This is a genomic window from Nitrosospira sp. Nsp18 (assembly GCF_900103145.1).
Lineage (GTDB): Bacteria > Pseudomonadota > Gammaproteobacteria > Burkholderiales > Nitrosomonadaceae > Nitrosospira.
In genome coordinates this window covers 1-19533 of record NZ_FMWY01000034.1, presented here as the reverse complement: position 1 = coordinate 19533, position 19533 = coordinate 1, and the positions used below count along the sequence as shown (strand labels likewise).

The 19533-nt window shown below is 52.2% G+C and carries 22 protein-coding genes and 1 tRNA gene; 12 read left to right on the top strand and 11 right to left on the bottom strand.

All coding sequences use genetic code 11. The features are described 5' to 3' along the window. Positions 1 to 2 precede the first annotated feature (2 nt). From gcvT to BLS94_RS12955, 7 genes are all read left to right on the top strand, one after another. Positions 3 to 1118 (top strand): glycine cleavage system aminomethyltransferase GcvT, encoded by a 1116-nt coding sequence (gene gcvT / locus BLS94_RS12985; protein ID WP_090961773.1) that lies wholly within the window; start codon positions 3 to 5, stop codon positions 1116 to 1118. Positions 1119 to 1161: 43 nt separating this feature from the next. Next, positions 1162 to 1551, top strand: coding sequence for a glycine cleavage system protein GcvH (gene gcvH / locus BLS94_RS12980; protein WP_090961771.1), 390 nt, complete (start codon positions 1162 to 1164; stop codon positions 1549 to 1551). 73 nt (positions 1552 to 1624) lie between these two features. Then, positions 1625 to 2983: an aminomethyl-transferring glycine dehydrogenase subunit GcvPA gene (gene gcvPA / locus BLS94_RS12975; RefSeq protein WP_090961769.1), complete on the top strand. Its 1359-nt coding sequence runs from the start codon at positions 1625 to 1627 to the stop codon at positions 2981 to 2983. Positions 2984 to 3042: 59 nt separating this feature from the next. After that, positions 3043 to 3537 carry a thiol peroxidase gene (tpx, locus tag BLS94_RS12970; RefSeq protein WP_090961766.1) on the top strand — a complete coding sequence of 165 codons (495 nt, stop codon included), beginning with the start codon at positions 3043 to 3045 and terminating at the stop codon, positions 3535 to 3537. An 87-nt stretch (positions 3538 to 3624) separates the two neighbouring features. After that, positions 3625 to 5079: an aminomethyl-transferring glycine dehydrogenase subunit GcvPB gene (gene gcvPB / locus BLS94_RS12965; RefSeq protein WP_090961763.1), complete on the top strand. Its 1455-nt coding sequence runs from the start codon at positions 3625 to 3627 to the stop codon at positions 5077 to 5079. 48 nt (positions 5080 to 5127) lie between these two features. After that, positions 5128 to 6063 carry a carbohydrate kinase family protein gene (locus BLS94_RS12960; protein WP_090961759.1) on the top strand — a complete coding sequence of 312 codons (936 nt, stop codon included), beginning with the start codon at positions 5128 to 5130 and terminating at the stop codon, positions 6061 to 6063. Positions 6064 to 6147: 84 nt separating this feature from the next. Beyond that, complete coding sequence (locus tag BLS94_RS12955) at positions 6148 to 6951, top strand: lysophospholipid acyltransferase family protein (RefSeq protein WP_090961756.1); 804 nt, start codon at positions 6148 to 6150, stop codon at positions 6949 to 6951. Here the strand turns inward: BLS94_RS12955 and BLS94_RS12950 are convergent. After that, on the bottom strand, positions 6878 to 7705 hold the full coding sequence (locus tag BLS94_RS12950; RefSeq protein WP_090961753.1) for a symmetrical bis(5'-nucleosyl)-tetraphosphatase: 828 nt from the start codon (positions 7703 to 7705) through the stop codon (positions 6878 to 6880). The two genes, BLS94_RS12955 and BLS94_RS12950, sit on opposite strands and share 74 nt — an antisense overlap. 121 nt (positions 7706 to 7826) lie before the next feature. Beyond that, the gene (locus BLS94_RS12945; RefSeq protein WP_072767975.1) at positions 7827 to 8402 is read right to left on the bottom strand and encodes a c-type cytochrome; all 576 of its coding nucleotides are present in this window, start codon (positions 8400 to 8402) and stop codon (positions 7827 to 7829) included. A 194-nt stretch (positions 8403 to 8596) separates the two neighbouring features. Here BLS94_RS12945 and BLS94_RS12940 point away from each other — a divergent pair. Then, a tRNA-Arg gene (locus tag BLS94_RS12940) sits at positions 8597 to 8673 on the top strand. 67 nt (positions 8674 to 8740) lie between these two features. Here the strand turns inward: BLS94_RS12940 and BLS94_RS12935 are convergent. The 4 genes from BLS94_RS12935 to rsmI all read right to left on the bottom strand — a co-directional run bounded on the left by BLS94_RS12935 (position 8741) and on the right by rsmI (position 13360). Beyond that, positions 8741 to 10624, bottom strand: coding sequence for a potassium transporter Kup (locus BLS94_RS12935; RefSeq protein WP_090961750.1), 1884 nt, complete (start codon positions 10622 to 10624; stop codon positions 8741 to 8743). A 593-nt stretch (positions 10625 to 11217) separates the two neighbouring features. After that, positions 11218 to 11670, bottom strand: coding sequence for a phosphohistidine phosphatase SixA (sixA, locus tag BLS94_RS12930; RefSeq protein ID WP_072767973.1), 453 nt, complete (start codon positions 11668 to 11670; stop codon positions 11218 to 11220). 285 nt (positions 11671 to 11955) lie between these two features. Then, a complete protein-coding gene (locus BLS94_RS12920) occupies positions 11956 to 12195 on the bottom strand; it encodes a thioredoxin family protein (protein ID WP_025042147.1) in 240 nt (79 codons plus the stop codon). Positions 12196 to 12484: 289 nt separating this feature from the next. Continuing rightward, positions 12485 to 13360, bottom strand: coding sequence for a 16S rRNA (cytidine(1402)-2'-O)-methyltransferase (rsmI, locus tag BLS94_RS12915; RefSeq protein WP_090961802.1), 876 nt, complete (start codon positions 13358 to 13360; stop codon positions 12485 to 12487). A gap of 101 nt (positions 13361 to 13461) precedes the next feature. Here rsmI and BLS94_RS12910 point away from each other — a divergent pair, with 101 nt between their 5' ends. The 3 genes from BLS94_RS12910 (at position 13462) to BLS94_RS12900 (ending at position 16089) form a co-directional block, all read left to right on the top strand. Continuing rightward, on the top strand, positions 13462 to 13800 hold the full coding sequence (locus BLS94_RS12910) for a YraN family protein (RefSeq protein ID WP_090961745.1): 339 nt from the start codon (positions 13462 to 13464) through the stop codon (positions 13798 to 13800). A 255-nt stretch (positions 13801 to 14055) separates the two neighbouring features. Continuing rightward, positions 14056 to 14637 carry a BON domain-containing protein gene (locus BLS94_RS12905; RefSeq protein ID WP_090961742.1) on the top strand — a complete coding sequence of 194 codons (582 nt, stop codon included), beginning with the start codon at positions 14056 to 14058 and terminating at the stop codon, positions 14635 to 14637. Positions 14638 to 14700: 63 nt separating this feature from the next. After that, a complete protein-coding gene (locus tag BLS94_RS12900) occupies positions 14701 to 16089 on the top strand; it encodes an FAD-binding oxidoreductase (RefSeq protein WP_090961800.1) in 1389 nt (462 codons plus the stop codon). An 85-nt stretch (positions 16090 to 16174) separates the two neighbouring features. On the opposite strand, the gene BLS94_RS12895 is transcribed toward BLS94_RS12900, so the two are convergent. The 4 genes from BLS94_RS12895 to BLS94_RS12880 form a co-directional block, all read right to left on the bottom strand. Further along, positions 16175 to 16813: an SCO family protein gene (locus BLS94_RS12895; RefSeq protein ID WP_256325433.1), complete on the bottom strand. Its 639-nt coding sequence runs from the start codon at positions 16811 to 16813 to the stop codon at positions 16175 to 16177. 7 nt (positions 16814 to 16820) lie between these two features. Then, positions 16821 to 17717: a heme o synthase gene (cyoE, locus tag BLS94_RS12890; protein WP_090961739.1), complete on the bottom strand. Its 897-nt coding sequence runs from the start codon at positions 17715 to 17717 to the stop codon at positions 16821 to 16823. A 138-nt stretch (positions 17718 to 17855) separates the two neighbouring features. Then, positions 17856 to 18461: an SCO family protein gene (locus BLS94_RS12885; protein ID WP_176767882.1), complete on the bottom strand. Its 606-nt coding sequence runs from the start codon at positions 18459 to 18461 to the stop codon at positions 17856 to 17858. Next, positions 18430 to 19152: an SURF1 family protein gene (locus tag BLS94_RS12880; RefSeq protein ID WP_090961736.1), complete on the bottom strand. Its 723-nt coding sequence runs from the start codon at positions 19150 to 19152 to the stop codon at positions 18430 to 18432. Before BLS94_RS12880 ends, BLS94_RS12885 begins: the two co-directional genes overlap by 32 nt. Positions 19153 to 19212: 60 nt before the next feature. Here BLS94_RS12880 and BLS94_RS12875 point away from each other — a divergent pair, with 60 nt between their 5' ends. Beyond that, the gene (locus BLS94_RS12875) at positions 19213 to 19407 is read left to right on the top strand and encodes a twin transmembrane helix small protein (protein WP_176767881.1); all 195 of its coding nucleotides are present in this window, start codon (positions 19213 to 19215) and stop codon (positions 19405 to 19407) included. Between the two features lie 24 nt (positions 19408 to 19431). On the opposite strand, the gene BLS94_RS12870 is transcribed toward BLS94_RS12875, so the two are convergent. Continuing rightward, positions 19432 to 19533, bottom strand: a 102-nt coding sequence (locus BLS94_RS12870; RefSeq protein ID WP_176767880.1) for a cytochrome c oxidase subunit 3, incomplete at its 5' end; no start/stop codon positions are given.

Below are 19533 nucleotides of genomic sequence, written 5' to 3'. Positions count from 1 at the left end.
ACATGACTTCACCCTTTTTTTTGAGGTATCGATCTTTGAAAGCAACTTCCCTTAATCAAACCCACCGCGACATGAAGGCCAAGATGGTCGATTTCGGCGGCTGGGATATGCCTTTGCACTATGGCTCCCAGCTTGACGAACATCACCGGGTGCGCAGTGATGCGGGCATGTTCGACGTGTCCCATATGCTCGCCCTTGATATCAAGGGCGAGACTGCACGTGAGTTCCTGCGGCGGCTGGTCGCCAACAATGTGGATAAACTGACGCAGTCCGGCAAAGCACTCTATTCCTGCATGCTGAATCCCGAGGGTGGGGTAATAGATGATCTCATCATTTATTTTCTCACAGAATCGCATTTCCGCATGGTTGTCAATGCAGGTACTGCCGACAAGGATCTGGCATGGATCCTGGCGCGGCGTGATGAGATTGCTCCCGGACTTGAAATTATTCCACGTCGTGATCTGGCCATGATCGCGGTACAGGGGCCTGAGGCTCGTGCCAAGGTTTGGCAAGTCATTGCGGGGTCTCAGGCGGAAACGGAGAATCTCAAGCTGTTCCAGGCAGTTTTTTTTGATAAATATTTTATCGCCCGTACCGGCTACACCGGGGAGGATGGCTTTGAAATCATGCTGCCGGCGGTTGATGCCGTAGAATTCTGGAATGCGCTTCATGCTGCAGGCGTAGCGCCGGCAGGATTAGGCGCGCGCGACACCTTACGGCTTGAGGCGGGCATGAACCTTTACGGCCAGGATATGGATGATACTACCAACCCGCTGGAATCGGGGTTGGGCTGGACGGTCGAGTTGAAAAGCGATCGTAATTTTATCGGTAAGCAGGCACTTCTGGAAAAGCCGGTAAAACAACAACTCATCGGTTTGATATTATTGGATCGGGGCGTATTGCGCAGTCATCAGAAAGTGATGACGCACCCCGATCAGAATGAAGGTGAAATTACCAGTGGCGGCTTTTCCCCCACGCTTGAACGATCTATCGCGCTGGCACGCCTGCCGCTAAGCGTCTCCCCCGGAGATGAAGTGCAAGTCGTAGTGCGGGACAAGATGCTGAGAGCGAAGGTGGTGAAATACCCGTTCGTGCGAAATGGCAAAATCCTGGTTTGATATTGACGGCAACGCGGTTGTCATTTAATTCTGGAGTGAAGACATGAGTATCCAAAACAATTTGAAATACACCAAATCCCACGAATGGGTGAGGCTCGAAGATGATGGCACGGCAACCATCGGCATTACCCAGCACGCTCAAGAGTTACTGGGCGACATGGTCTTCGTGGAAACGCCTAACGTGGGGCGCAAACTCAAGCGGGGAGAAGAATGTGCCGTTGTCGAGTCGGTAAAAGCCGCGGCTGACGTATACGCACCCATTTCAGGAGAGGTAATCGCTGTCAACCCCGAGCTTGAATCGACTCCCGAGAAGATAAATCAGGATGCTTACTCGGCCTGGCTCTTCAGGCTAAAACCGGAAAATGCCGGCGAGCTGAATAATCTGCTCGATTATGCAGGGTATCAAAAAATACTCGAAGCCGACGGCGATTGATAAATAACCCCGAGGTTATTTTCGAGGTTATTTATCAGGTTTACCGTTCACTCAATGATTTCGCGGAAAAAATATGCCGTTCATTCCCCATACTGAAGAAGATATAAATACGATGCTTGCGAGTATCGGCGCAAATACCATTGATGATCTGTTCGATGAAATTCCGGCCGCCCTCAAGACGGGTAGCCTGAAACGTGTGCCCCCAGGCTTGAGCGAAATGGAAGTATCGCGGCTGATGCTGGAACGCGCCGAGATAGATGGGCGGTATCTCAATTTCATAGGCGCAGGCGCCTATGAGCACCACATCCCGGCCGCGGTATGGCAAATAACCACTCGCGGCGAGTTCTACTCCTCTTATACCCCTTATCAAGCCGAAGCCAGCCAGGGCACGCTGCAATTGCTCTATGAATACCAGACGATAATGGCGTCGCTAACGGGTATGGATGTGTCCAATGCAAGCATGTACGACGGCGCCTCCGCGCTGGCGGAAGCGGCATTGATGGCGGTACGCTCTCACAAATCCTCACGCCGTATTCTGATGCCGACGACCGTTCATCCCGTTTATCGCAGCGTGGTTCGGGCCATCGTCAAAAACCAGGGTATCGACGTCGTTGAGCTACCTTATTGCAAGCAATCTGGCCAGACTCTGGTTGAAGCGTTGGACGAGTTCGGCAAGGAGGAATTTGCCGCGCTGGTCATTCCCCAGCCCAATTTTTTCGGCGTGCTCGAAGAGGTCGATGCCCTCACCGATTGGGCTCACAGCAAAAACGCACTGGCTATTGCCGTAGTCAATCCCATGGCGCTCGCCATACTCACTCCCCCCGGCGAATGGGGCGAGAAGGGCGCTGATGTCGCGGTGGGTGAAGGCCAGCCATTGGGAATTCCACTTTCGAGCGGCGGACCCTATTTCGGCTTCATGGCCTGCAAGCAGACGCTGGTACGCCAGATGCCGGGACGTATTATCGGGCGCACGACGGACCTGGACGGCAAGACCGGTTTTGTGCTCACACTTCAGGCACGTGAACAGCACATCCGGCGATCCAAGGCTACATCGAACATATGTACCAATCAAGGATTGATGGTCACTGCGGCCACCATTTACCTATCCCTGACAGGGCCGGAAGGGTTGCGACGCATTGCCGCGCAGTCCCATGCGAATACGCTGGCTTTGCTGGAAAAACTGGAGAACTGCAAGGGCGTTAAAAGAATTTTCAGCGGGCCATTATTTCACGAAACAGTGATTTCCCTACCGGCGCCGGCCAAGGATGTATTGCAGGCGCTAAAAAACCAGAGGATATTGGGTGGGCTGAATCTGGACGAATATTACCCGGAGCTTGGCAATGCGATGCTCGTATGCGCCACGGAGACCAAAACATCTGCTGATCTGGAAAATTACACCGAGAAGTTGGCGAACGCCATCGATAATTTGTAACTCGTCAGTTGATTCTCAACCACTCGAACCGATATCGCCCTCACACAAGGAGCAACAATATGGTCACCTTAGCCGGCAATCCGATTAAAGTTGAAGGTAATTTTCCGAAAATCGGTGAAAAGGCGCCGGCGTTCTCGCTGGTAAACAAGGATCTGAAGGATGTGACGCTGGCTGATTTTGCCGGCAAGAAAAAAGTACTCAACATTGTCCCTAGCCTGGATACGCCGGTCTGTGCCATGTCGACCCGCAAGTTCAATGAAAAGGCCAGCAATATGGCTAATACGGTGGTGCTGATAATCGCTGCCGACCTGCCTTTTGCAATGAGCCGCTTCTGCGATATCGAAGGGTTGGACAAAGTGGTAACGCTTTCGACCATGCGCGGTTCCGAATTCATGAAAAATTATGGCGTGGCGATTACCGATAGTCCGTTGGCTGGAGTCACTGCCCGGGCCGTCGTGGTGCTGGATGAGAACGATAAGGTAATTTATGCTGAACTCGTACCGGAAATCAAGGATGAGCCCGACTATGATGCCGCCCTGGCTGCTCTGCAATAGGCCCGGATACCGACGACGCGACCGGGCAACCCGTATTGGCGGGACCCCCTTTCAATAAGTATTTACTGCAAAGAATCGGACTTCACTATGTTGATATTTGAACACTCGCGCCCCGGACGGCGCAATTATTCTCAATCCCCGACAACAAGTCCGGAGATAGCCGGCATTCCGGAAAACCTGATGCGTAAAGCGCCGCCGCTGCTGCCGGAAGTGTCTGAAATGGACGCTGTGCGTCATTACACCCGCTTGTCGCAAAAGAATTTCTCGATAGACACGCAGTTCTATCCGCTTGGCTCCTGTACCATGAAATATAACCCTCGAGCATGCAACTCGCTTGCGATGCTGACTCAATTTCTGGCGCGGCATCCGCGGGCGCCGGAAAGTACCGGTCAGGGATTTCTCGCCTGCATGTATGAGCTTCAGGAAATCCTGAAAGATGTAACCGGCATGGCTGGAGTATGTCTTACGCCTATGGCCGGGGCACAGGGCGAATTGATCGGGATATCGATGATTCGCGCTTATCATGAGTCGCGCGGCGATTCCGCCCGCACTGAAATCATCGTTCCCGATGCAGCACACGGGACCAACCCCGCCACAGCGGTCATGTGCGGCTATAAGGTGGTGGAAATACCCACTGACAAAGACGGCGACGTGGACATGGAAGCGCTGAAGGCAGCGGTGGGTCCACAAACGGCAGGGTTGATGCTGACCAATCCTTCGACGCTTGGCGTGTTCGAAAAAAACGTGGCTGAGATGAGCAAAATCGTCCACGAGGTAGGTGGATTGCTTTATTACGATGGCGCGAACCTGAACGCCATACTCGGCAAGGTGAAGCCCGGCGATATGGGGTTCGACGTCATTCACATCAATCTGCACAAGACTTTTTCAACGCCACACGGCGGCGGCGGCCCCGGGTCAGCACCGGTCGGGGTTGCCCCTCGGCTATTGCCATTCATGCCCGTACCGGTGGTAGCACTCGAAAACGGACTTTATCGCTGGCTCACGGAAAAGGAGATACCGCAATCCATCGGCAGACTTTCGGCTCATATGGGCAACGCGGGCGTGCTGCTCCGGGCTTATATCTACGTGCGTCTGCTCGGTGCGGAAGGAATGCATCGCGTAGCCGAGTTCGCTGCGCTTAATGCAAATTACCTGATGGCGGAACTGAGCAAGGCAGGTTTCGAGATTGCCTACCCGAACCGCCGAGCCAGCCATGAGTTTATTGTTACATTGAAAGACCTGAAGGAAAGTACAGGCGTAACTGCGATGAACGTAGCCAAGCGCCTGCTGGACAAGGGTTACCATGCCCCTACCATCTACTTTCCGCTCTTGGTGCCGGAATGCATGCTGATCGAACCGGCGGAAACTGAATCCAAGGAAACGCTTGATGCATTTGTCGCTGCGATGAAGGAAATCCTGGAAGAAGCACACACTCAGCCGGACTTGGTAAAAAACGCGCCTCATACGACCCCCGTGCGCAGGCTGGACGACGTAAAGGCCGCGCGGGAGCTGGATCTAGTATGGAAACAGCACAGCGCTTGATGGTCGTTCCGATCTGAAGCACGTAAACCTTCACTATCCATCAGGCCCATGAATACACTCATTTGCGGCTCTATTGCCTACGACACCATTATGGTGTTTAACGACCATTTCAAGAACCATATTCTGCCCGAAAAAATCCATATTCTGAATGTGGCTTTTTTGGTACCGGATATGCGAAGAGAATTCGGTGGCTGCGCTGGCAATATCGCCTACAACCTGAAAATGATAGGCGGCAAGCCGCTCATCATGGCAACCGTTGGGGATGACTATCAACCATATGCGTACCGGTTAACGAGCCTGGACCTTGTGCAAACTCATATACGCCGCATTACGGGTATATTTACCGCGCAAGCATTCATTACAACCGATCTGGCGGACAATCAGATAACCGCCTTTCATCCGGGTGCGATGAATTTTTCTCATGAAAATCACGTAGCGGACGCAAAAACCGCAAGCCTGGGCATCGTTGCCCCGGATGGGCGAGACGGCATGGTCCAGCATGCACGCGAATTTCACGAAGCCGGCATTCCATTCATGTTCGATCCGGGTCAGGGATTACCCATGTTCAACGGGGAAGAACTCCTGGATTTTGTCCACAAGGCGGATTACGTAGCTGTTAACGACTACGAGGGTCAATTGCTGCGTGAGCGTACCGGATGTTCGCTGGAAGCGCTGGCAAAACTTGTGAAGGGACTTATTGTCACAAAAGGCGGTGAAGGGTCAGTAATTTATTCTGATGGTCAACAAATCGAGATCCCGAGCGTCAAGGCAGATAAACTGGTGGACCCCACCGGATGTGGTGACGCTTTTCGCGCAGGCCTGCTTTACGGAATTACTAATGGAATGGATTGGCAGAGCACCGGGCAGCTTGGCTCCCTGATGGGCGCGTTGAAAATTGCCGAGCGCGGTGGCCAGAATCACAGCTTCACCAGGGATGAAATAGACCAGCGATACTTTGAAATTTTCGGTAGCCGCATTCTATAACGGGAAGCGCAATGACACCGACCGAAAAAAGTACCTGGCGCTGCTGCTGAGGCAGCATGTCATTATTGATGCAATAATAATGACATGAAAAACGAAATCAATACCAATAGTCGGCTGATACAGGTTTTTCGCTCCGTCCGCCTGTTGTTGCATATCGTTTCGGGTCTGGTTCAATCCGCGATTTACCCACATCTTGGTCAGGCAGCACAAAGGCGTATGGCGCAAAACTGGTGCGCCGGATTGCTCGCGATTCTGTGTATCCGATTGCACTACCGCGGCACCCCGCCCAGCGCCGGAACGCAGCGCGTGATGTTGGCGGCGAATCATGTTTCCTGGGTGGACGTGCATGCTCTCATAGCTGTATGTCCCGCACGTTTTGTAGCCAAGGCTGAAATTCGAGATTGGCCTCTGTTCGGCTGGTTGAGCCGTAACGTGGGCACCTTGTTCATTGAACGCACAAAACGCCGCGATACCGCCCGGATAAATGAACATATCGGGGATGCTTTAACAATTGGCGATCGCGTTGCGGTATTCCCCGAAGGCACTACCAGCGATGGTACTTTGCTTCGCCATTTTCATGCATCGCTGTTGCAACCCGCGGTAATGGTTGCAGCGCTGGTTTATCCGGTGGCGATACGTTATACGGACACGACAGGAGAAATCAGTAAGGCAGTGCCATACGTCAAGATTTCGCTATTGGAATCGTTACGGCAGATATTAAGTCAACCGTGGATTGACTTGGAACTGATTTTCGCCGACCCGATCAACAGCAGCGGGAAAAACCGGCGAGAACTTGCGCGAGGTGCGGAGCATGCTATTGCAGATGCCTTATCCCTTCCCCTGCCGCACAAGACACCTGAAAAAGCCGCCGATCTTCAAGGCGAATAGCGGTAAGGCTCCCGCCCCACAGGCAACCCGTGTCGAGCGCTATCAAGTTATCCCTGATTTGCAGCCCCAGCGCAGACCAATGCCCACAGACGATAATCGCTTCGCTGCTGGCGCGATTGGGCATATCGAACCATGGCAGGTAACCGGCTGGAATGTCCTGCATCAAGCCCTTGTAGCCGAAATCCATTTTTCCGTCCGCAGTGCATACACGCATGCGTGTCATGGCGTTGATTACCACTCTCAGACGCTCATAACCTTCCAAGCCGTTGTCCCAATGGTCAGGCTGGTTCCCATACATATGGCGGCAAAGTTCGTGGAAATCCGGACTGCGAAGCGCAGTCTCCACTATTTTCGCCAGGAGCGAAGCTTGTGCGACGCTCCAGGAAGGCAATAAACCCGCGTGCACCATGACATAATTACCGTCCGCATGCAGCAACTTCTGGTGCCGCAGCCAATGGAGCAGCTCATCCCTGTCAGGCGCGTCGAGAATATCATTTAATGTATCATTCCGATGAAGTTTGACGCATCTTTCGGCCACCATGAGTAGATGCAGATCATGATTGCCCAGGACCATTATTGCTGCATCTTTTAACCCTCTGACGAAGCGCAACACAGCCAACGAATCCGGACCCCGGTTGACAATATCCCCCACCAGCCACAGCTTGTCCTCTGCAGGGTCAAAACGAATTAGCTCAAGGAGCTCCTGAAACTCCTGATAACAACCTTGCAGATCACCGATCGCGAACGTGGCCATATTTACGGAATCAATAATTCCGGCAGATCAGATACACAAACGCGGGCATTCTTCATAAAAATAAGGGCGATATGTAATTTACCTATCGCCCTTTATCTTACTATCGAAATTGCTCAGAGATTCACTTTGACTGGCTCACCATGTAATCGACTACCGCTTTCACGTCGGCATCGGAGAGGCTCGCATTTCCGCCTTTCGGGGGCATCGCATTTTTTCCCTTAAGTGCGCTGTTGTAGAGTGTCTCGTTGCCAGCCTTGATTCGGGCGCTCCATGCAGCATTATCGCCCAGCTTGGGCGCGCCAGCCGCCCCAGTGGTGTGACAGGCAGCGCAGCTAGCGGTGTAGATTGCCTTTATTTTTTCCGGACCTTCCGCATCTGCTACTGGAGCAGCTGCCGCACTCGTTGCCGGAGGAGGAGCTACCGCGCTCGCTGGTTCACCGGTTCCTTCACCAGATTGCGCTCCAGACTGCGAAGTATCACTTGCAAGCACCAGTTCACCCACCGGCTTCAAGCGTTGCGCCACAGTTTCATTGGAAAAAGCACGACTGTTTTGGTCTATCGGAACATCTCCAGTAACATACTTCCCCAATAGCCAAATAATCAGAACAGGAAACACGAAAGCGGCTAGAACGACCACCATCAATTGTTTTGGTGTTTTAATAATCGAGGAATGCTCTTCGTCTTCAGCGGCGCTCACGATAACTCCAAGTAAAGTGATTATTGTATAGGTTCACGCCTACCGAAGCAAAAAGTGATTTGTTACGTTGGACGCGGGGTTTAAAAAAAGCTATCCTATCGCCCGGGTCCTGGATTAGTTCTTGTCGAAGCACGTCACTATCAAAGATGGAGGGCTACCCGAGATTCCTTTAGTCGACAAGCTTATCTATATTAGCGCCCATAGCTCAGCTGGATAGAGTACCGCCCTCCGAAGGCGGGGGTCACACGTTCGAATCGTGTTGGGCGCGCCATTTCTGAAATCGTTTCTTTTTCCCACGCCGTGCACTCTGTTTGCTGAATAATCCATTCTGAAACCCGTCATATCTCAACCCGCGCACCCAGCTCAAGAACACGATTTGCAGGTAGCTTGAAATATTCGGCAGCATTGCTTGCATTGCGCGCCATGGTTGCAAAAACGCGTTCCCGCCACATCGCCATCCCAGCCCCGGGACTCGGCACTACGATCTCGCGACTAAGAAAAAACGACGTTTTAAGCTGCTCGAACACAAGCCCATAAGGCTCACATAGTTCGAGCGCATACGGCAGATTGGGTTCGTCCTTGAAGCCGTATCGAACGGTAATCTGGTAGCAGTTTTCCACTAATGGCTTTACCGATATTCGCTCGTCTGCTGGAACCCAGGGAGTTTCGATATACGTTACAGTCAAAAACACTACGCGCTCGTGCAAGACCTGGTTATGGGCAAGGTTATGTAAAAGCGCGTGTGGCACCCCATTTGGATCAGCCGTCAAGAAAACCGACGTACCCGCCACGCGCGCCGGCGGATGCGCAGTCAGTGACTCAAGGAACGGCAGGAGTGGTATTGCCGCGAAGCGCAAGTGATCAACCAGGATGCGGCGCCCGCGATTCCACGTAACCATGACAAAATAGATAACTGCTCCAATTGCTAGCGGAAACCAGCCCCCTTGAGCGATTTTGAGAATGGTAGCGGCAAAAAATACCGTATCGATCGTCAGGAAGAATCCGGTCGCCAGAACGCATAGCAGCCACGGGTAATTCCAGGCATAACGAAGTACGAAAAAAGTAAGTATGGTTTCAATTACCATGGTAGCGGTCACGGCGACACCGTAGGCGGACGCAAGACTGGATGACGAGCCAAACCCGAGTACCGCCATGATCACGGCTGCCAGCAGCATCCAATTGACGAATGGAATATAGATCTGGCCGATTGTTCGATCCGAAGTATGCTTGATCTGCATGCGCGGCAGGAATCCCAGCTGTATCGCCTGTCTGGTCACCGAAAAGACCCCGGAAATAACGGCTTGCGATGCAATCACTGTCGCTGCGGTAGCCAGTCCTACGGCAGGATAGAGGGCCCAGGAGGGAAACAATAGAAAAAAGGGATTGGCGATTGCCAGCGGATTGGAGAGTACAAGTGCTCCCTGCCCAAGATAGTTTAGTGTAAGCGCGGGAAGGACGCATCCATACCATGCCACCCGAATCGGCTTCGGCCCAAAGTGCCCCATATCGGCATAGAGTGCCTCTCCCCCCGTCACCGCCAGCACCACGGCGCCGAAAGCAATAAACGCCAGCCAACCATTGTTGAGGCAAAAGGCGAGGGCATGAATAGGATTAAACGCTGCCAATATCTGTGGCGCAACAGCAATGTTGGCGAGGCCGGCGAGTCCCAAGGTAGTGAACCATATGAGGGTCACCGGTCCGAATAGGGTACCAATGCCTCCTGTGCCGCGCTGCTGCAGCAAAAAAAGCGCGATCAGCACAATCAACGTTATGGGAAGTACGTAGGGTTTGAGTAGGGGAGTTGCGACTTCCAGTCCTTCCACGGCGCTCAATACGGAGATCGCCGGGGTAATGACGCCGTCGCCGAAGAATAGCGCGGCACCGAACGCGCCGATGGGAAACAGGAAATTGCGCAGCCGTGGACGACCTGCGACCGAGGAGCTCGCTAACGACAGCAACGCCATGATGCCGCCCTCCCCATGATTGTCCGCTCGCAAAATCAAAGTGATGTACTTGAGTGAGACCACAATCATGAGTGCCCAAAAAATGAGCGAGATGACGCCGATTACATTGCCTTCGTTGACGGCAAGTCCATGGGCAGGGTCAAAAACAGTCTTCATGACGTATAGGGGACTTGTGCCGATGTCCCCATAGACGACGCCGAGCGCAGCCAGGCTCAGCAGACCAAGGGATTGGCGGCTGGCGGTTTTTTTTGGTTCCATATTTTGGCGGGTCTTGATTGGGTATACCGGAATGCGCGGTTACCTGATGAGAAAAAAACAGTGGGTGGGGTGTCGTATATGAAGCAAAAAGTCGCGAAAACTCAAGGGATTTTTGCGACTATAAAGGCACTGTGTACGTTTGTTAAATTCGGACGCCTGGAGGAGCTAACTTCCTGCACCCGATATCCAGGACGGCTGTTCGGTACCGGATGTAATTGATTTAATGATTACCGGTCGCGCCGGCACGTGGATGCATTGTACACGACCCCCATGCAGCCAGCACAAGCGGCCTGTTGCGGTGCTCGGAAGCGGAAATTTCACCGATGTTGCAAGAAAGCGAATGTTTTGCTTTGCTGTCCTTCCTATCCAGCTAATTGATAGCCAGCATCTTGTAATGCTACCGTACCGAGGTCGGCGCTCTCCCCTACACTTTATTCCACCTGAGGCGCAGAACAGGCTGATGCCTCGTAAACCCTGGAGATTCCATGACAAGCATGGCTATTTGATCGCAGGCTAGGTATCTAGCGGCCCGTCTCCGGATCATGATCGGCAAGTGGCGTGAGCTTCTTTTTTAAGATCAGCCGTTAACCATGTCACAGCATGTCGGGTGAAATACTGGCGCGTAAAATCGTCTCCTCTACGCCTCCCTTCGTTTTGTGGCTGAACCACCATATCGCACCCTTGCGCATGGGCCATCCTGCGGGCTCGCCGGATATAAGCACCGCTGCCACTTCCCCGAGCGTGGGTTGATGGCCCACCACCACGACTGCGCCTTTGGCTTCTGGCCAGCCAGCGGCTGCAAGAACTGCTTTCGCCGACGCGGCAGGCCCAATCTCTTTGACAGTTTCAAAATCCTCGTCAAGTGCGGCAGCAGTCTGTTGAGTCCGCACAGTTGGACTAACTATCACGCGCGTGTTTTTGGGTAGCCTTGGCTTCAGCCATTCTGCCATCGCGCGCGCTTGTTTCACCCCCTTATCGGTCAGTTCTCGCGCAGTATCCGGAGAACCATCCTCAGCTTCGGCATGGCGCCATAGAATGAGTTCCATTGTTCCTCCCGCGGGTATGGTCGACATGATAATACTCCTGATATTTTCTTAGTATAGAAGAAAACTCGAGTTTATTTCGGCATACATATGCTCGGCCATGCTACGGAAAAATAAAGATCGGGTGTTCGCCAGACAGGGGCGCCTAAGGGAAGGGGAAGGGAAGGGAAGGGAAGGGAAATGCAGAGGATGCAAGCTTTGGTTTGAGCAACGGGGAGTAGCGTATATCGTGTTTATAATGGGAAATATTATGCAAATGGCGAGCAGTTCGCCCGCCATTCCCGGCAATTAGGACTTCAATGCCGACATCGGTGCGCCAAAGTTGATGTGGAAAGGTGCGCCGTTGATGACAATTGCGGGCACCGACTTGACGCCAGCCGCTTCAGCAGCCGCGATACGATCCTTTTGCTCGCCGAGATTCACGAGTTCAACCTCGTAACGGTCGGTATCCAGAGCGTCAGCAATCTGCCGCTCGGCTTCGACACATACAGGACAGCCAGCGTGATAAAAGGTAGCAGGTGTTTTCATAGTCGACTCTCCAAAAAATTAAATGTCAGTGGGGGCTGCCCACGTTCGCAAGAACCAGTTGATGTTACCATGCGACCGGGTATTATAGTCGCTGCCCCAACCTTGCGCCAGCCTCATCAGGATTATGCTTGACCTGAGTTTTTGACGGCCTACCAGGGACGGATGAAGTATTGGGAACTCCTGCTGGTTTATGTGCTGGGATTACTGATTGGAACGCCTTGGTTCACATCCATGTTTTTCCGCAATTAGCGTCTACTAGGCCAAGCGCTGGCATTTGAGGGGCCGATCGCTATTTTTGTTGATTTTGCTCGCGTTGTAGTAGAAGAGCTTGCGAATACAGCGTATTTTTGCTTTCGCCACTGATCTCCGCAGATAACGTTACTGCATGTTTTAGCGGCAAGTCGCGCAACAACAGCTTCAGCATATGTAGCGCCTGTTCTGGTAATTCCGCCGGGTTCGGCGCTACTGCGCCTGATACTAGCAGTACGAACTCGCCCTTTTGACGATTAGGATCAGCCTGAAGCCAGCCCAAGGCGTCGCCGAGCTCGCAACTGTGGATTGTCTCGAATAATTTTGTCAGTTCTCTCCCAATCGTTATTTGCCTTTTATCACCCAGTACCTCAACCAGGTCGGTTAGGCACTCAAGAATGCGGTGAGGCGCCTCGTAAAAGATGATGGTGAATGGCTGTGATTTCAACGCTTCCAGCTCCCGCCGTCGCTGCCCACCGCTGGCTGGGAGAAAACCATAAAATAGAAAATGGGGAGCGGTGATTCCTGCTGCCGAGAGAGCACAAACTGCCGCGCTGGGGCCAGGGATTGGTACCACTTTATATCCGCGTTCCCGTACCAGCTTAACGAGAATTCCCCCGGGGTCGGAGATTCCCGGGGTGCCGGCATCGGTAACGAGTGCCACTGATTGCCCTCGTGATAACAAACTGGCAACCTTGTCCACCGTGGCGTTTTCATTGTGGCGATGCAAGGCCATCATCTTTTTATTTATCGAATAATGCCTCAGCAAATTAGCGGTGGTGCGAGTATCCTCTGCGGCAATCACATCCACTGCCGAAAGTATGTCCAGCGCACGCAGGGTGATGTCGCGCAGGTTTCCTATTGGTGTGGCTACAATATATAACGCGCCCGGCGAGGGTAATTCCTTTGATTGCATTTTGCGGTGGTGGGTGATTGCTGGGATGCAGAGTATTGTAAAATAATATATGTCGTTTATCGGCATTTGATTAACTGCGGTACATATATGGAACATTCAAGTTGAATGGGAGCGAGGCGGAGCGCTATGCAGAAGCTTATCTTCTGCGCCATGATCTTGTTTTGCTCCAAAGGAATTATCGTTGCCGCTTTGGCGAAATTGATCTCATTATGCAAGACGGTACGACACTGGTATTCGTTGAGGTCCGAATGCGTACAAATCGCTTCTTTGGTGGCGCGGCGGGCAGCATCACTTTTGTGAAGCGGAAAAAATTATTATGTGCGGCGCGTCACTATCTTGCTGCTCTGAAGTTCGAGCCGCCCTGCCGTTTCGACGCGGTATTATTATCGGGTCATGGCGGCAAGGAGGTTGAGTGGATCAGGAACGCATTTGGAGAATAGCAGCATACCGTACGTGATGGAATGGCATGTGTTTGCGCGGTTTATTGATGACCGCGGCTCGGACGAGCGACTTCAATTGAATGAGGTTTCTTTTTTGGATTTTATTTACCCTACTGAGCTATTTCGTATGTATTACGAAATAGCCGCCGTGGGAGTTGTGTGGTTTTTTCTGGGTTAGGCCACAAATTGGTTGGAAATTGCTGGAACTGGACCGCATGATGCTGATGCGGTTATTCTTTTTTATTAGGGGTATGAATGCTTAATCGGAATTTGAAGTGGTTGCTGATATTGCTGTTTCCGTTCATTTCAGGCTGTGCTGTGCTAGTTGCGGCCGGCGTGGTGTCGGGTGTTGGCGCGGGGGCGGCGGTGTCGCAGGATCGGCGCACCAGTGGTATGTTCGTGGAGGATGAGGGGATTGAGTTTAAGAGCGGCCGACGGATCAGCGAAAAGATGGGTGGAGATGTCAATGTCAACGTCACCAGCTTCAATCGTAACGTGCTGCTTACTGGCGAGGCTCCAACCGAGGGATTGAAAAAAGAGATTGGAAAACTGGTGACGGGCGTGGAGAACGTACGGAAAGTCACCAATGAGATAGCGATAGGTGACGTAAGTTCGTTTGCTTCCCGCAGCAATGATGCATTGCTGACGTCCAAGGTCAAGGCCCGTTTTCTAGATAGCGGGGAGTTTCAGGTCAATCACGTTAAAGTTGTTACTGAGGATGCTGTGGTTTATCTGCTGGGCCTTGTAAAGGTAAGGGAGGGGGACAGTGCAGTGAACATTGCGCGGTCTACAAGTGGTGTTCGGAAGGTTGTGAAAGTTTTCGAGTACCTGGATTAAGCTTTTGGGAAAGTTTGGCCAAGCAGGATACTTGTGCTTTTTCAAGATGGAAAGGCGGAGCCGATGGATGATAAGAGGTCTCTTGTAATTACGCCTGATTTCGTCGCCAAACTTGTCTGTCTGCTTCCGGCGGATCGGATATATACGGATCCGGTGGATTGTTATGCCTATGCGTATGACAACACGCGAAAGATTTTTCCGCCGGATGCGGTGGTATTTCCGGTTACCACCGCGGAAGTACAGGCTATAGTGTCGCTTTGTAACGACTTTAAAATTCCGCTAACGCCACGCGGACGCGGCACCGGCACCTCGGGCGGAAGCCTTCCTGAACAGGGCGGGGTGGCGTTATCCCTGGAGCGGATGCTACGCATTATCAACATCGATCCCGCCAATCGTGTGATTGTGGCAGAACCCGGCGTTATCAATCAATCGATACAGGACGCGGCGCGGCCTCACGGCTACTTCTGGCCACCTGATCCGTCGAGTGCGGGCTACTCAAGCATAGGGGGAAATCTGGCGACCTCCGCGGGAGGGCCACATGCAGTCAAATATGGGACGACACGCGATCACGTGCTAGGACTCAAGGCCGTTACAGGCGCGGGAGACATAATCCGGACGGGTTGTTATACCACCAAAGGCGTAGTGGGCTATGACCTCACGCGACTTTTAATAGGCTCGGAAGGTACGCTGGCCGTTATTACGGAAGCAACACTTAAGCTTACTCCGCTCCCTCAATCTTATGGCGGGCTCACTGCGCATTACCGGGACCTTCCGAGCTGTGCCGCAGCGATAGTCCGGGTGATGGCGCTGCCGCAGACGCCCAGCGCGCTTGAATTCCTGGATGCCGGGTCGCTCAACCTGATACGTAGCCGATTCCCCAATATGCTGCCGCCTGACGCCAGCGCGATGCTGATGATTGAAATGGATGGGTCCGAGCAATATATTTCGGAATCGCGCGCGGCGATTCTTTCTGCATGCCGCAACGAGGGGCTCATCCATGCGGAGGAAACAGTGGATACCGCAAGTTTATGGCTGGCCCGTAAAACATTGTCTCCGTTACTGCGCGATATTGCGCCCAAGAAGATTAATGAGGATGTGGTTGTACCGGTTTCGGCACTACCTCGATTTCTCGACGGGTTGATGCAACTGAGCGATAGATATCGCATTGCCAATGTCAATTTTGGTCACGCGGGCAATGGCAATATTCATGTCAACTTGCTCGTGAATCCGGATTGCGCCGACGAGATGAGCCGCGCGGAAAAATGTCTGAATGATATATTCGACCTGGTGATCGAACTCAATGGCACGCTTTCAGGGGAGCATGGCGTGGGCAGCGAAAAACGCGCGTTTGTCGGGAAGGAGATCGATGCGCCAACGATAACGCTGATGAAAGCGATCAAACGCGTGTTTGATCCCAACAATATACTAAATCCGGGAAAGCTATTTCCTTAAGTTGCGGTATTACCTTAACCTGAGCTTATTCCGACCGTCATACTAGTGGAAATCTGGAGCTGAGCCAGCTTGTGCTGCAAGTGTACTAACTTGTCGTTCTCAATAGCTCAGAAAGATCATGGGCAAAAACATCAGCGTCCTTCTCACTGCTCACGTATAGCCGAAGCTTTCCCTTTGTGTCATAGATATAGGTACCGGTAGAGTGATCCATGGTGTGATGTCCGGGGGATTCTCCCTCCTGTTTTTGATAAATGGCTTTGAATTCTTTTGCGACCTTTTTCGTCGCCCGGTCATCGCCATATAAACCAAGAAAGGTTGGATCAAACGCAGACAGGTATTCCTTGAGTGCCGGCGCAGTATCACGTTCAGGATCCACGGTAATGAATAATACCTGAACACGAGATGCCTCCGGGCCGAGCTCTTTCATCGCAGTCGCAAGTTTGCCCATTGTCGCCGGGCATACATCGGGGCAGTGGGTATAGCCAAAAAAAACTACTACCGCTTTACCCTTGAAGTCTGCAAGCGTACGCATTTTGCCGGTATGGTCGACCAGGTTGAAATCGGCACCGAAGCCGGCGTTGGTAATATCCGTCGAGAGAAATGTCGGTTTTGGGGCGTTGCCGTTATTACAGGCTGTGAGCAGGAGAGCGGCCAGAAGCGTTACCGCCGCTGGCCATATCGTGCGCGAATTGAATTGCAGGGAATTGAATTGCAGGAGTCTCACACGCTTACTATAACCTGATGTAATGATCCACAAGCAATACCGTAAATAGTGCAGCGAGATACCAGATGGAATAACGAAACGCCTGGCGCGCGAGCTGATCACTATAATCGAGGTATATTTTTACTGCGTAGTACAGAAATACCGCATCCAATACCAAAGCACCGGTAATATAGATGAGCCCGCTCATCTGCGTCGCATAAGGCATCAATGTGACGGCGATGAGTATCAGCGTGTACAGGAGGACATGCAAGCGCGTGAACTTATCGCCATGAGTAACCGGGAGCATCGGCATCCCCACCTTAGCGTACTCAAGCTTGCGGTACAGCGCCAGCGCCCAAAAATGTGGCGGCGTCCAGGCGAAGATTATAAGAAACAGAAGCAGCGCGTCCGAGGACACTTCGCCCGTCACCGCCGCCCAGCCGAGCACGGGCGGCATAGCGCCGGAAGCACCGCCGATGACGATGTTTTGCGGCGTGTTGGGCTTCAGTATGACGGTATATATAATCGCGTATCCGACAAAGGTCCCCAAGGTAAGCCACATGGTTAGCGGATTTACCAACTGGTGAAGCATAAGTAATCCGGTCCCACCGATCAACGCAAGAAAAAACAAGGTTTCGGGCGATGTGACCGTTCCCTGGGGCAATGGTCGGCCACGTGTACGATTCATTATCGCATCGATCTTTTGCTCGACCAGGCAATTGACTGCCGCAGCCGCGCCGGCTACGAGCGCAATACCCAGCGTACCAAATATCAGCGCGTTTAAAGGAACGGCACCGGGTACTGCGAGAAACATGCCGATAACCGCGGTAAAGACGATAAGAGATACAACTCTAGGCTTCGTCAACCGATAGAAGTGTTGCATACGTGAGGCGGTCTGTTGCCAGGCAATGCTCGTAGTAGACATAATGTTCATCTCCTAATTCAGTGCAGGCACTATACCTGCGCTTACCGACTTCGAGGGATCGCTGCAATGCGGGGTTCCGTCAGCTATTGCAATGATCCCGGCTTTCATTTCAATATTCGGGCCGCGACCTATATCAGCTCAGTGACGCTTATCCGTCCCCATCGCATGTTCCAATTGAGAAACCTTGAGCAATCGCTTGATGTCTTTCGCCATCTTTGAAGGATCCACATCTTTCGGAAAACGCATTATAAGATTTCCTATAGGATCGACAAGGTAAATATGGTCGTGCTGCGAAGCCTTGGCGGGAATAGCTTTGAGCAAGTCGCTATCCTTCGCATTAATAAATAAGGTACCTTCATACTCACGTGCGAGTTCCGGTGACGGGATTTCATTATCATCGATCAGCCATAACCGCTCTATTCGATCCCGTTCAGCATTCTGCACCAGGCGCACCTGACGCATGTAATATAATTTTTCCCGGCATCGCTCATCGCATTTTCCTGAGTCAATTGATACTAATGCCCATTTGCCACGAACTTGACGCATGCGAAAAATCGTCTGGTCGGTTTGACTTAAAGCGCTCCCTTTCAGGGCTTTAACTTCGAGTAACTCGCCATAATTAACGCTGCCGGGCCTTATATCCGAGAAAAACAGCGCATAAGAAGCAATAATAGGCGCGCAAAACAGCAGTAGCAATAAGATCAGCGTTCGTCTATTTTTCCTTGGGGCGATTTCGTTTGACACTTAACACCAAATAAATAATCAGTACAGCCAGCGCCATGGCAAACCACTGAAACGCATATCCAAGATTCTTAGCGGCGCCCGAATCCGGCCGCACCCACTGGCGCACCAAGCCATCCTTCACGTCGTTTTTTTGCAATATCATTACCGGCTGCAGCATCAATCCTGTAGCGCGCCGGTAACGCTCAAGGTCAAGATTTTCCCAAACTTTACCCGCTACAACGTCCGCTGACAGTTCCAGGGTTTTTTGTGTCGCTATCGTTGCTAATCCTGAGACAATCACTTCGCCATTTGGTGCGGGCGCTTCAGGCAATTTATTACGGTCCCGATTTGCTGGAGCCCAACCCCGGTTCACCAGAATATGCATTGAGCTTTTACCTATCCTCAACGGGGTGATTACCTGGTAACCAGCCATACCCTGAAATATCTTGTTGTCGAGGTAAATCGTGTGTAGCGGTACATACTCGCCTCGTGCCTCGACCTGGCGATATTGAAAATCTTCGATGCGAACCGGAATGTCCGGTACCGCGACAGCAGGTTCTCGCGAAAGAAGATCAAGCCGCTCCTGCCGCGATTCCTTTTCTTCGGCACGGGAAAGCTGCCAATTACCAAGTTGTATGAAAATTACTATACCGGCTGTGGCCGCTATTGTTGACCACAATCGCGGCGTGAATTGCCAGCCTAAAATAGTCATTGGATAGTATTCAGAACTCGGCTAAACTTGTTCTCAGACCCAATAACTACAGGACTGACCTTGAAAATTGTCGTCGTTCTATTTCTCCTCTTTATCCTCGGTAGCCTGGCGTCCGCGCTATATTATGTAATCAAGGATAAAGGAAACGGCATACGTGCGGTTAGGTCCTTGACCCTGCGCGTTGGACTATCAGTCTTTCTGTTTGCCATGCTCATGCTGGGGACCTATTTGGGATTCATACCGCTGGGTCATTAATACCCAGCGGTATGATGTACTTGCTTATACGAGCCAGTAGACGAATATGAACAGGCCCAGCCAGACCACGTCCACGAAGTGCCAGTACCAGGCGACGCCCTCAAAGCCGAAGTGATTCTCCGGCGT

What these genes read in the sequence shown, in the direction of transcription:
- gcvT (WP_090961773.1), top strand. Translation starts at nt 3, where the DNA reads ATGACTTCACCCTTTTTTTTGAGGTATCGATCTTTGAAAGCAACTTCC.
- gcvH (WP_090961771.1), top strand. Translation starts at nt 1,162, where the DNA reads ATGAGTATCCAAAACAATTTGAAATACACCAAATCCCACGAATGGGTG.
- gcvPA (WP_090961769.1), top strand. Translation starts at nt 1,625, where the DNA reads ATGCCGTTCATTCCCCATACTGAAGAAGATATAAATACGATGCTTGCG.
- tpx (WP_090961766.1), top strand. Translation starts at nt 3,043, where the DNA reads ATGGTCACCTTAGCCGGCAATCCGATTAAAGTTGAAGGTAATTTTCCG.
- gcvPB (WP_090961763.1), top strand. Translation starts at nt 3,625, where the DNA reads ATGTTGATATTTGAACACTCGCGCCCCGGACGGCGCAATTATTCTCAA.
- BLS94_RS12960 (WP_090961759.1), top strand. Translation starts at nt 5,128, where the DNA reads ATGAATACACTCATTTGCGGCTCTATTGCCTACGACACCATTATGGTG.
- BLS94_RS12955 (WP_090961756.1), top strand. Translation starts at nt 6,148, where the DNA reads ATGAAAAACGAAATCAATACCAATAGTCGGCTGATACAGGTTTTTCGC.
- BLS94_RS12950 (WP_090961753.1), bottom strand. Translation starts at nt 7,705, where the DNA reads ATGGCCACGTTCGCGATCGGTGATCTGCAAGGTTGTTATCAGGAGTTT.
- BLS94_RS12935 (WP_090961750.1), bottom strand. Translation starts at nt 10,624, where the DNA reads ATGGAACCAAAAAAAACCGCCAGCCGCCAATCCCTTGGTCTGCTGAGC.
- sixA (WP_072767973.1), bottom strand. Translation starts at nt 11,670, where the DNA reads ATGGAACTCATTCTATGGCGCCATGCCGAAGCTGAGGATGGTTCTCCG.
- BLS94_RS12920 (WP_025042147.1), bottom strand. Translation starts at nt 12,195, where the DNA reads ATGAAAACACCTGCTACCTTTTATCACGCTGGCTGTCCTGTATGTGTC.
- rsmI (WP_090961802.1), bottom strand. Translation starts at nt 13,360, where the DNA reads ATGCAATCAAAGGAATTACCCTCGCCGGGCGCGTTATATATTGTAGCC.
- BLS94_RS12905 (WP_090961742.1), top strand. Translation starts at nt 14,056, where the DNA reads ATGCTTAATCGGAATTTGAAGTGGTTGCTGATATTGCTGTTTCCGTTC.
- BLS94_RS12900 (WP_090961800.1), top strand. Translation starts at nt 14,701, where the DNA reads ATGGATGATAAGAGGTCTCTTGTAATTACGCCTGATTTCGTCGCCAAA.
- cyoE (WP_090961739.1), bottom strand. Translation starts at nt 17,717, where the DNA reads ATGTCTACTACGAGCATTGCCTGGCAACAGACCGCCTCACGTATGCAA.
- BLS94_RS12880 (WP_090961736.1), bottom strand. Translation starts at nt 19,152, where the DNA reads ATGACTATTTTAGGCTGGCAATTCACGCCGCGATTGTGGTCAACAATA.